We start from the raw sequence: 10544 nt of genomic DNA, 5'->3' as shown, positions 1-10544 counted from the left end.
TTCGTCTTTCCAGGTATAGTTGTCTGTTACCTTTCCCACATGATTGGTATGTACTACCGGAACACCTAACAGAGTTGCGAAATCGGTTGGTGCATTTTGCAATAAAGCCAGGTTATTCGTATCCACTTTTTGTTCAGGATCTTCAAATGCAGGCCAGCAGGATCCGCCTATCACAAGATCCACCTTATCCACCATTCTTCTTGCAGTCTCGGTACGCAAATATTCCCAACATAATGCTACCCCAATAGTTCCTATTTCGGTCTCAAAGACACCATCATCGTCTCCTCCTGTGTAAAAACAATTCTCGTTATAGGTTGGGTAATCCTTATTATGAACAAAATATTTTCCGTCGGGAAATACGAGTACAAAGCTGTTATAGATATTTTCTCCGTGAAAGGCAAGGAAAGATCCTCCAATGATTCCGTTGTATTCTTTGGAAAGTGACCTAAGCAGATTCAGTGATTTCCCTTCAAGGGGTTCTGTGGCGTCCACGACCTTCTGATCGAAAGGAAAACCAAACCCGGGTGAGGTAAAAAACTCGGGAATTAGAACAAGGTCTGCGTCGCCTTCAAATGCCTTTCGAATATATTTTTCTGCATTCTTAAGGTTAGCGTCAAATTCTCCCACTTTAACATGAAGCTGAATTGCCGCAACCCGTATATGCTTTTCATTAGTACAACTTATTGTTAATATCACTATAACTAACATAAAAATGTTAAGTCTCATACCTTTTATTTTTCGATTCATTATTTACTTCGTTTTATTTGGTTTTATAAAAATCAGTTAGCGTTAAAAATAGGTCAAAATTGCATATAACGTTCTGGCTATATGTACCCGTACATATAGCCCGCTATTATACAAGCAGTATACTGCTGTTTTCTTTTCCCCAACAATTTACAAAACTCAGCTCAATAACTTTACATAGGAATAGTTTTCTTTTTAACGGGCTTTCAACAGGATCTCGCTTTAGAAGAAGAAAAGAGCACAAGCAAGAACAAATCATTGTTCATAGCCTTCTAATTTCGGTTACCCATGAATGTTTGTTAATGCGCTCTCCGAACGCAATTAAGGGCATTAACATTTGTTCATGGCTTCCCCGGCAAAAAGTGGAGGCACGCACATTTGTTAACAGCATCCCCAGCGACGGGGCGAGCTTCAAACAGTTATTAATAGTCTCCCCAGCGGCTGGGCAAGGTTTCAACATTTGTTAACGGCTTCCCCAAAGGAAAGTGGAGGCTCGCACATTTGTTAACGGCGCCATCGATTTACTGAGGCATGAACAAACAGGCCTTAACCATTACCTTTTGAACCTATTTTCACAATTTATACTGACAAAAATTTGGAATCGATTATGATCAAGTCAATTATTTGTCATAACTTGAATAACGATTTGCGAAGGCATCCCGATTATTCTACAGGACAGTAATAATCCACCTGCTTCATTATTCTTATAAACAGAAGAATATGAAAATTGAAAAATTACTTTACAAATGTCGTAATTCGGAGGTCAATGCTACGACCGGCCGATTAAGCGACGCCTATCACCAGGGATCGTTAGCGGGTAATACTGCTTTAGATGCGATTTTTGGCGAGATTGACCCGAAAAACCAGGAACTAACAACTGCTATTAAACGCCAAAAGGCAGAATCGGACCTGGAAGTCAAAGATGAGAAACGCGATACTGATCATCATGCTTTATACCAATTGGTAAATGGTGCTACCTATAACCCCGACCCCGCTGTGCAAACTGCCGCTTCTCAAGTTTTTAAAGTTTTAGAAAACTATGGTCTCTCGGTAACCCAAGAGAATTACGATACAGAAACATCCCTACTGAACTCGATGCTGGAGGATTTAACTAAAGCAAACCTTCAGGATTCTATAGCTGCTGTAGCCGGTTGCAGTGAGCTGATTGCTACTTTACAAGCTTCACAGGAAACCTTTAGCGCTGCTAAACTGGCTTTCCAGAAAGAGCTGGCCCAAGAAGGAAAACTGGAAAGCGCAACTACGATCAAGCGCGAATTGCTTCCGTTGGTGAATGACAAACTAATCCGTTTTCTGGACGGTATGCTCGTTGCCGATGAAGCTACTTACGGCCAATATGCAGCGACCATTAAACAAATTATTGCAGAAACCAACGAGATAGTCAAGAAACGAGGTAATAATAAAGAAGACAATGAAGAATAAGAGATAATTGAATCGCCCTGTAACGACTGTCAGGGATGCACTTTCAAATCAACCAACAAAAAAGCCGGGTCCCTACCCGGCTTTTACTGCTCTCTCTAAATCTGAAAAAAGTGATCATGAGATCGGATTTTCTTCTATATTTCCGAATCTAAAACCTAAACTGTCCCGTGTTCATTTGCTAGTAATCCACCCATCCAGCAATTTACCCTACCAAAAAGAGGAGAAAATTTATTCCGGCTTGTCTAAAACAAATTGACCGGGTGACTTCGAGCCAGACATCAACAGCTGAGAACAAATTGACCGGGTGACTTGAAGTCACCCGGTCAATCCAAAGAAATTAAAGGCTGGAAATACCCGGTACGATCCTGGGCAATTCGCGATTGAAATTGTACATGTTGAAATCGTCGTTGAGCACCTTTCCCTCTTTGTCGATCACAATATAATGTGGAATACCGTTGAAGTGAAACAGCTCACGCATCAGGTAATAATCGCTTTTGCTTAACCGATGTGTATTTACCATCTCCTGTTCGTCGACAAATTGTTGATATTCTTCTTCCCGGGGCGACACTCTTTCGCCGGTGATAAAGACAAAGTCAATATCGGGATGATCGCGGTACTGATCGCGGGTTTCTTTCATGCGCTTAATACCGGCTACACACGGGCCACATGTTGTTCCCCAGAAGTCGACAAAGAGCACTTTGCCTTTATAAGGCTCTATGATCTTCCGAAACAAATCGCCGGCCTCACCGGCTGGAATTTCGTAGGCTTCGGGCTGCTCGTCGGGATACAGTTCGGCCATCAGCTCATCGCCCGCAGCCACCAAAAACTCCTGCGGAATATCTAGCTTCAGGGCTTCCCAAAACTGTTGAGCCTCCTCTCTATCCATTGATTTGAAGGAGCGCAGCGAACGCACTTTTGCGATTTGGAAAGGCAGTTCAGCCTGCATACCCAGGCTGTCGGTCAAAAATTGTTTTTTTTCGGCCCATCTCTGCAGATTCCGCTCAAACAAGCTTAATCGTGAGTTCGGAGCCAGGTATTTCGAGGCCCAGTCTTTAATTTGAGCTCGGTATTTCTCATTTATCTGATTGCTCACAACCGAATCTGCCTTTAAAGCTTTGATATCTTCAGGCCTGGGATTCCCCCGGGAAATTCGCTGAAGAAAATCAGCTTCCTCCGGTGTTAATCCAACCTTTTCCTCGGTTAAATAGTCGTGTAAGGACTTCTTCGGAACCCGGGGAATAAACGGTTGCAAAGAACTGTTTCGAAATGGCTCCATATACTCGTATCGGTTGATAAATATTCCAAAATCAGACGGCACAAGCAGGGCATTAGACGACAGATCCATCCGATCCAGAAAACGGTAATAATCGTTCGTTACCGGCACCTTTAACACCTCGTTAGCCGTGTCTTTACGAGCCTTGAACCATCGGTTCATGGCAAAATTGAAGAATTGGTTCCCATAAAACTCCTGCAGGTTGGCCTCCAGTAAAGTTTTGGCCTGAGCACTGATGTGGTGTTCGCTTGCATAAGCATCCAGCCGTTTCTGGTCAGCATCCCAAACCGGGTACCGATCTTCTTCGAACTGATCAGGCGTTAGCTTAACGAGCTTTTGCTGAAAATGCTTACCACGCAAAAAGGTGGGCTCAAAAGCAATCAGTTGCTGGTTAAAATCGCCCAGGGGCCCCATAAATTTGGTGTACTGCGATTGATACCGGGTATTGCGGTTTCGATCCGACAGCAGAAAATCGTCCCAGCTCAGCAACACACCAACACTTTGTCCCGGCTCCAGGTAAACAGGCACTCCAAATTGTTTATCAATCATCAGATCTACGATTCGCGGGTATTGCAGCGGAACAGCAGCCCAAAAGCGACCATCGTCGGAAAAGTGAACAACCACCGGATAATCCTTTCGCTTAATATCATCGCGGCAATAGATGATTGCATTCTCAATGCCCGCACGCTTATCGAAGCCCTGGATATAACCGTACAGGTGAGCAGTATCGGTCCGGAAAAATTCAGGAGAATCGAACGAAATAGGCTCGGGGCGTTCAACACCTTGGGATTTGCTGTTCAGCCAGGCAGAAACCTCACCCGGAACCTTCGGAGCTTTTGGCTTCCCGGACTTTTCATCCAGTGAAATACCAAAAACGTTATCGCCAAAGTCAACCTTACTTACAGTAGCCGGCAGTGGCGGAAACACACAGACAAAGGAGCTATCGGCCGATTCGCCCATGTAAATATGGTCGCCCATTTGGCCGCCAATCAGGTTTTTCATGAAGTATTGATCACCCGTTGCACAATCCCGCAGGTAATCCTCTTGAGAGAAACTAACCCACCAGCCTTTCAGAAAGCGGGTTTCTACGGTGACCAAAGTTGCTGTATCGGTCAACTCGATTCGGGTCACATAGTTAATGCCACTGTTTTGAAACTCCGCGACAGGATGTTTGATCACGTTCCCGGCCTGCGCCGTCGCGAAAAAGGCGCATAGCAATACTAAAAAACTCACTGAAAATTTCATTGTTTAATTGTTTTAATGGTTTTTGCGAAAAAAAAGGAATATGAAATAGCAGGAATGGAAGGAATCGAAACAAGTATGAGTTGTTTCGATAGGGTCAGGTTTTTGATTCATAATAATAAGTAGTAGTTATTTGGTTTTTAATAGTATTCGTCATTCAATTTAACACTATTATTGTTTAAAATATTTATAGAAAACTTAAAATAGCTTAAATTGAAATGAATCTAAATTAGAGACGGCCTGAAAACAAATTGACCGGGCGACTTCGAGTCACCCGGTCAATCGGAAGAAAAAAATTTGTTCGATTTTGGATTAATTCAACTTTTCGAGATGTTCTTTCAGTTTTACAGGAACATCATTGATATCGACAATTTTAATTTCAGGATTTGCCATCGCATTAGGGGCACCGGTCAACGTTTCGTTAATGTAGCCATCTTCGATTTTCCACATGGCACCGGTTGCCGGATCGACAATCAACATTCCAATCAAGCCACCAAAAAGAATATTCCCCCAGTACCAGCCATCCATCTTGAAGTGAACCGGAATAACTTTGTCATCATAGCCCGGGCTCGATAGTTTCACCTGGTATTCAGCCTTGGCAAAGAATCCTGCGCCGGCTTTCAACTTAACTGATGCCGGTGTGTTACCAACAAAAATCTCAGTTCCGCTTTTATCGGTAATGCTCACTTTGGCACCAATCGGATTACTGGAGATCGATAAGGGGTAGTTGCCTTTGCTCACAATTGAAGCACAACTTGACAATAAAAACAGGCCTACCATTACGACAGCGACCTTCAACACAAGATGATTTTTTTTCATATCGGTTAAGATTATTGGTTAGGTTGAAGATAGTTGTCGTAATATTAACATACAATAAGAGATCGAAAATAACCCGAGTAAAAGGAATAGTTTTAAAACATAAAACAGCAAAAACAAATTGACCGGGTGACTCGAAGGCAGACATCAACAGCCGAGAACAAATTGACCGGGTGACTCGAAGTCACCCGGTCAATAAACGAGACTTAGCTTCAATTTAAAATGAAGCCCAGTCGATATCTTTTTTCAGGAGATTTAAGGTTTCTTCTTCGCGGGAGCCAGCTTCAGGGCGATAGTCGTATTCCCACGAAACCAAAGGCGGCATGCTCAGCAAAATGGACTCGGTGCGCCCGTTGGATTCCAGTCCGAACTTGGTACCCCGATCGTACACCAGGTTGAACTCCACATAGCGGCCACGACGTAGCAATTGCCATTTGTGCTCCTCCGCGGTAAACGCTTTGTCGCGATTAGCATTCAGAAGCTCAATGTAGATGCGCGGATAAGCCTGTGCCAAATCTTTGGTAAAGGCAAACAACTGCTCAAAAGCCAAATCATCGGCTGCCGACTGGTGGTCGAAGAAGATACCACCAACGCCACGGGTTTCCTCCCGGTGCTTCAGGTAGAAATAATCGTCGGCCCACTTTTTAAAATCAGGATAATAATCGGTGTTAAAACGGTCGCAAATGGTTTTCAGCTCCCGGTGAAACCAACCGGCTTCCTTGCGATCGACATAGTGAGGTGTGAGATCGATTCCGCCACCAAACCACGACATCCCCGAGCTCAATTCGAAATAGCGCACATTCATATGCGTAATGGGCACATGCGGGTTGCGCGGATGGATGATGGATGAAATGCCGCTGGCAAAATACTCCTGCCCTTCTTCAATATTCAGAGCCTGACGCATCGTATCGGTCACCGGACCGCTCACGACCGAAAAGTTAACGGCTGCTTTTTCAATGGCATTACCTTCACGAAACACCATGGTATAGCCTTCGCCGATGTCTTTTGTCCAATGGTCGGTTTGAAAGGTGGTACCACCATCGGCATGTTCCAGTAATTTACAAATCGCTTGTTGCAGGTTTCGGTAATCTGTGGCAACGCGTTCTTTTCTCATGTTGATTTAAAGCTTAGTCAATCAATGCAGCCAGCTCGCATCCTTGCTTCATGCGATCGGCCATGCCAATACCATCGCGCAGGTTGCCCGCCAGGTAAAGCCCCGGAAACTGTTGCTGCAGCTTTTCCACTGCTTCCAACTTAGCTTCCGATTCAACACCATATTGCGGGATCGCATGTTGGTACCGGTTAATCACTAACAAATCGGGATTCCATTTTGTTAGCCCAAGCATCTCTTTTAATTCAGCCTCAACAATTTTTTTAATCTCTTCGTCGCTCAATTCAACCATATCGGAACGCCGTACACCACCTAAAAATGTGGAGATTAGCGCACCACCCTCCGGTGCCCGGTTTTGCAGGAAGGACGACAGAAACAGTGCCCCCAGCACACGCCGGTTTTCACAAAAAGGCACCAATCCGCCGAAAGCTTTCAGCGAAATACCTTCCCACTTGCGGAAACCAACTGATACCTGCACCACTTTGGCATAAGGCAGTTGAATAATGTCGACCAGTTCTTTCTTCGGAAGGAATGAGAAAATTTCGGGTAAGGCCCATGCTCCCACTGTCGAGATCACCTGGTCGAAAGTAACCGGTTCCTGACCATCGAATGATAGTTCGTACCCATTAGCGGTTTGTGTTACCGCAATATTTTGTGCATTCAGAACCACTCGTTCCGAACCTATTTTATAGACTAATGCATCAATTAAATTTGAAAGGCCACCATGCATCGAGAATACCTCGCGGGTCGCCTTTTTATCGCGCTCACTTTTGGGCTCTTTGGCTTTTTTAATGGTGCCACCGATAAAGCTGCCATATTTCTGCTCCAGGTTGTAAAGCTTTGGTAGCGCATATTTAGTCACCAAACGCTCCGGATCGCCAGAGTAAATACCCAGAATAAACGGATCGATGGCATATTTCAGGAAGCTTTTACCCATCCGACGCCGCACCAGCTCGGCCAGCGATTCGTTCGGGTTGGTTCCCGGTTTTCGAAAGGGTTCACCCAACAAACGCAATTTATCAGCAAAGGAGAAAAGCGGCGTCGTAATACCACCGATCAATCCCGAGGGTAAAGCCACCCAGCGGCCACCCTTCCAGATCCAGCGGTACTTGGCATCCTCATCAGCTATTTCGAGTTTACACAAGTCGCTCAATTCTTCAATCAGCTCAGCGGCTTCGGGCGTTCCCAATACGCCGGTACTGGGGCCATTTTCGTAGGTAAAGCCATCTTGCCGGTAGGTTTGAATAACACCTCCGGCTTTATCGGCTTTTTCAAAAACAGTTACATCTATTCCTTTTTTTCGCAGGTAATAAGCCGTGGTTAAGCCTGTCAGGCCGGCTCCGATAACAGCTACTTTTTGACTCATTTACACTGATTTTGAGAATTTACGATTGGGATCGCCTACATGAATATCGAAAACGGCTGCAATATTGCGCAACACAAAGCGTCCCAAATCGCTGATGATAATTTCATCGTCGTTGTATTCCAGTAAATTGTCGGCGACGAAAGGCTCCAGCTTTTCATTACTGAAGTTCAACAGTGCTTTAATGTCTTCCGGCTTTTGGTTAAATTCTTCACCAATGCGCGACCACGACAAATACTGGTTACACATAATTTCGTTGATAATCTGCCGAATAATTTTTTCGGTATCGGTCATGGCATATCCTTTCACCACCAAGGGTGCTCCCTGGTCGATATGCTCTAAATATTCCTTTACAGTACGGGCATTCTGCGCATACACATTTTCGAGCTGACTAATTCCCGTTACCCCGAAAGCATAAACCTGCCCGGTGGTTTCGCGTGTACAATAGCCCTGGAAGTTCCGGTGCAGCGTTCGCGATTGCAGAGCTTTACTCATATCATCCTCCGGCCGGGCATAGTGGTCGAGCCCGATTGGCACATAGCCGGCTGCTTTCATCTGCACCCAAGCCGTTTCAAACATTTTCACTTTCTCATCAGCAGATGGCAAACCATACTCTTCCAACTTTTGCTGCGCTTTTTTCACCCAAGGCACATGGGCATAGGAGAAGGTCACCAACCGATCGGGAGAGATCTCAATCGCTTTGGCTATCGTATCGGCAAAGGACTCGGCTGTCTGGAAGGGCAACCCGTAAATAAAGTCCAGGTTAACCGACATGCCCGGGTGCGACTTGATCATCCGCACTAAATCAGCAATGGCAATGGTTGGCACTTCACGATGAACAGCATTGAGCACATCTTCACGAAAATCCTGCACGCCCATGCTTATCCGGTTAAATCCGAACGAGGCCAGATCAGCAATATATTTTTCATCCAGCGATGCCGGGTTACACTCAATAGCCACCTCCGGATGATCGATAAATTCAAACTCGGATGTCAGGATTCGCATCACTTCTCCAATATAGGAAGCTGGCAAAGCATTCGGTGTACCACCACCCCAGTGAATTTGAGAAACCTTCCGGCTACGATCCAGCAAGGGGCGGATCATGTAAATTTCCTTTTTCAGCGCATCAACATAACTGCGCATCAATTCCTGATCACGTGTGATATGCGTATTACAACCACAGTACAAACAAAGTTGTGTACAAAAAGGAATATGAATGTAAATGGAAATATTTTCAGGTTTCTCCCCGTTCGACTGCTCAACTGCCCTCAGGTAGTCGGTCGTTCCAAAGCTATCCTCAAAAAAGTTTGCCGGGGGATAACTCGTGTAACGAGGAACCGGCACATTGTATTTTTCAATCAGGTCGACTGGTATCTTCATAGTTTGTCAAATTTTCAGTTGTAAATTCGCAGGAACAACGCAACAGAACAGGAGTAATGGGGCGATTCAGCTTCTGTGAACGAAGCTAAAATAGGAAAAATAAAAGAGACCGAAAAAGACTTATGAAAGTTAAAAAAGTTGAGATGAATCAAACCCTTTAGATGGGTGCTTTTCTTCGTATTTTTTAGCGACCAATTTAGCAAACATACGCTATTACTAAAGAATCATTGTTCATTTCAGGAATAGCGCTGCTCCAAGGCCTGAATCCCTTTTTGATGCCTATCAAAATTCACAAACTGCATGATGACCAGGAAGAGAATAATAAACGGAAGATAAGCTCTAAAAACAAGCGGCCAGTCCCAATATGTTTTCAACTCCCCCATCAACCAGGCTCCAACAGAAAGTCCCATATTATGGATCGCCATATAAAGCGTAAACTGGGTAGCAGCAACACGTTTCCAACACAACTGCATGGCAATTGCCAGAAAAGCGATTGTCATAAACATCCCCAGAATAGCAAAGACCACGACAAAGCCGATTAGAAAATACTCATTTCCCAAAATTGATCCATAAAAGAAAATCCCATTACAAGAATCGCCAAAGCAATTGCATACAAGGAAATCATCCGGATTCGTCCAAACAAATCGATCATGGCTCCACCTAAAAACATGCCGAGGACTCCTGCAATAAGGTTCACCATCGAAAAGATATGAGAAAACTCCACATCTGTCCAGCCCAATTTCTGAACCGTAAAAACGGGCATTAAGTTATTAAGCATGCTGGTCCCAATGGCATAGACAAAAGTGGCCACACCGATCATTAATCCGACTGGCAGAAAAAACACCCGAAACAAACTTTTCACCATGACTGTCCAATTGGTTAACTGGTATTTTTGGGCCTCAGGAGATGTTTGCCCTTCAGACCAGGGATATAGCCTTTCTTCAGGACGTTCTTTCAACATTAACGGAACAAGCATAATAACAGCAAATAGTTAGACTTTTAGTACAATGCGATACCTTGCTTTCCCGGCTGCTAGATGTGCCATCGCTTCATTCACCTTTTCCATCGGGAACTCTTCAACGATTGGATAGATGGAGTGACGGACACAAAACTCCAGCATGGTTTTGGTTAGGGCCGGGCTTCCCAACGGACTACCCGCAACCGATTTTTCACCC

At 44.5% G+C, this 10544-nt stretch carries 10 protein-coding genes; 1 reads left to right on the top strand and 9 read right to left on the bottom strand.

Going from position 1 to position 10544, the window contains the following annotated elements; all coding sequences use genetic code 11:
* The coding region (locus AC37HE_RS03520; protein WP_500781400.1) for a carbon-nitrogen hydrolase family protein at positions 1-747 on the bottom strand (747 nt) is incomplete at its 3' end.
* Positions 748-1464: 717 nt separating this feature from the next.
* On the opposite strand from AC37HE_RS03520, the gene AC37HE_RS03515 reads away from it, so the two are divergent.
* The gene (locus AC37HE_RS03515) at positions 1465-2184 is read left to right on the top strand and encodes a DUF6261 family protein (protein WP_500781399.1); all 720 of its coding nucleotides are present in this window, start codon (positions 1465-1467) and stop codon (positions 2182-2184) included.
* A gap of 337 nt (positions 2185-2521) precedes the next feature.
* On the opposite strand, the gene AC37HE_RS03510 is transcribed toward AC37HE_RS03515, so the two are convergent.
* From AC37HE_RS03510 to AC37HE_RS03475, 8 genes are all read right to left on the bottom strand, one after another.
* A complete protein-coding gene (locus AC37HE_RS03510; RefSeq protein WP_500781398.1) occupies positions 2522-4702 on the bottom strand; it encodes a TlpA family protein disulfide reductase in 2181 nt (726 codons plus the stop codon).
* A 309-nt stretch (positions 4703-5011) separates the two neighbouring features.
* Entirely contained in the window at positions 5012-5518 is a 507-nt protein-coding gene (locus AC37HE_RS03505) for a PEGA domain-containing protein (protein WP_500781397.1), read from the bottom strand.
* A gap of 214 nt (positions 5519-5732) precedes the next feature.
* Positions 5733-6629, bottom strand: coding sequence for an oxygen-dependent coproporphyrinogen oxidase (gene hemF / locus AC37HE_RS03500; RefSeq protein ID WP_500781396.1), 897 nt, complete (start codon positions 6627-6629; stop codon positions 5733-5735).
* A 13-nt stretch (positions 6630-6642) separates the two neighbouring features.
* The gene (hemG, locus tag AC37HE_RS03495) at positions 6643-7992 is read right to left on the bottom strand and encodes a protoporphyrinogen oxidase (protein ID WP_500781395.1); all 1350 of its coding nucleotides are present in this window, start codon (positions 7990-7992) and stop codon (positions 6643-6645) included.
* Positions 7993-9369, bottom strand: coding sequence for an oxygen-independent coproporphyrinogen III oxidase (gene hemN / locus AC37HE_RS03490; RefSeq protein WP_500781394.1), 1377 nt, complete (start codon positions 9367-9369; stop codon positions 7993-7995).
* A gap of 236 nt (positions 9370-9605) precedes the next feature.
* A complete protein-coding gene (locus AC37HE_RS03485) occupies positions 9606-9896 on the bottom strand; it encodes a hypothetical protein (RefSeq protein ID WP_500781393.1) in 291 nt (96 codons plus the stop codon).
* An 11-nt stretch (positions 9897-9907) separates the two neighbouring features.
* Complete coding sequence (locus AC37HE_RS03480) at positions 9908-10345, bottom strand: MFS transporter (protein WP_500781392.1); 438 nt, start codon at positions 10343-10345, stop codon at positions 9908-9910.
* Positions 10346-10360: 15 nt separating this feature from the next.
* On the bottom strand, positions 10361-10544 hold a 184-nt coding region (locus tag AC37HE_RS03475), incomplete at its 5' end, for a hypothetical protein (RefSeq protein WP_500781391.1).

This window comes from Mangrovibacterium sp. (assembly GCF_059905295.1).
Note: the sequence above shows the minus strand (reverse complement) of the source record. Positions and strands in the feature narration are given on the sequence as shown.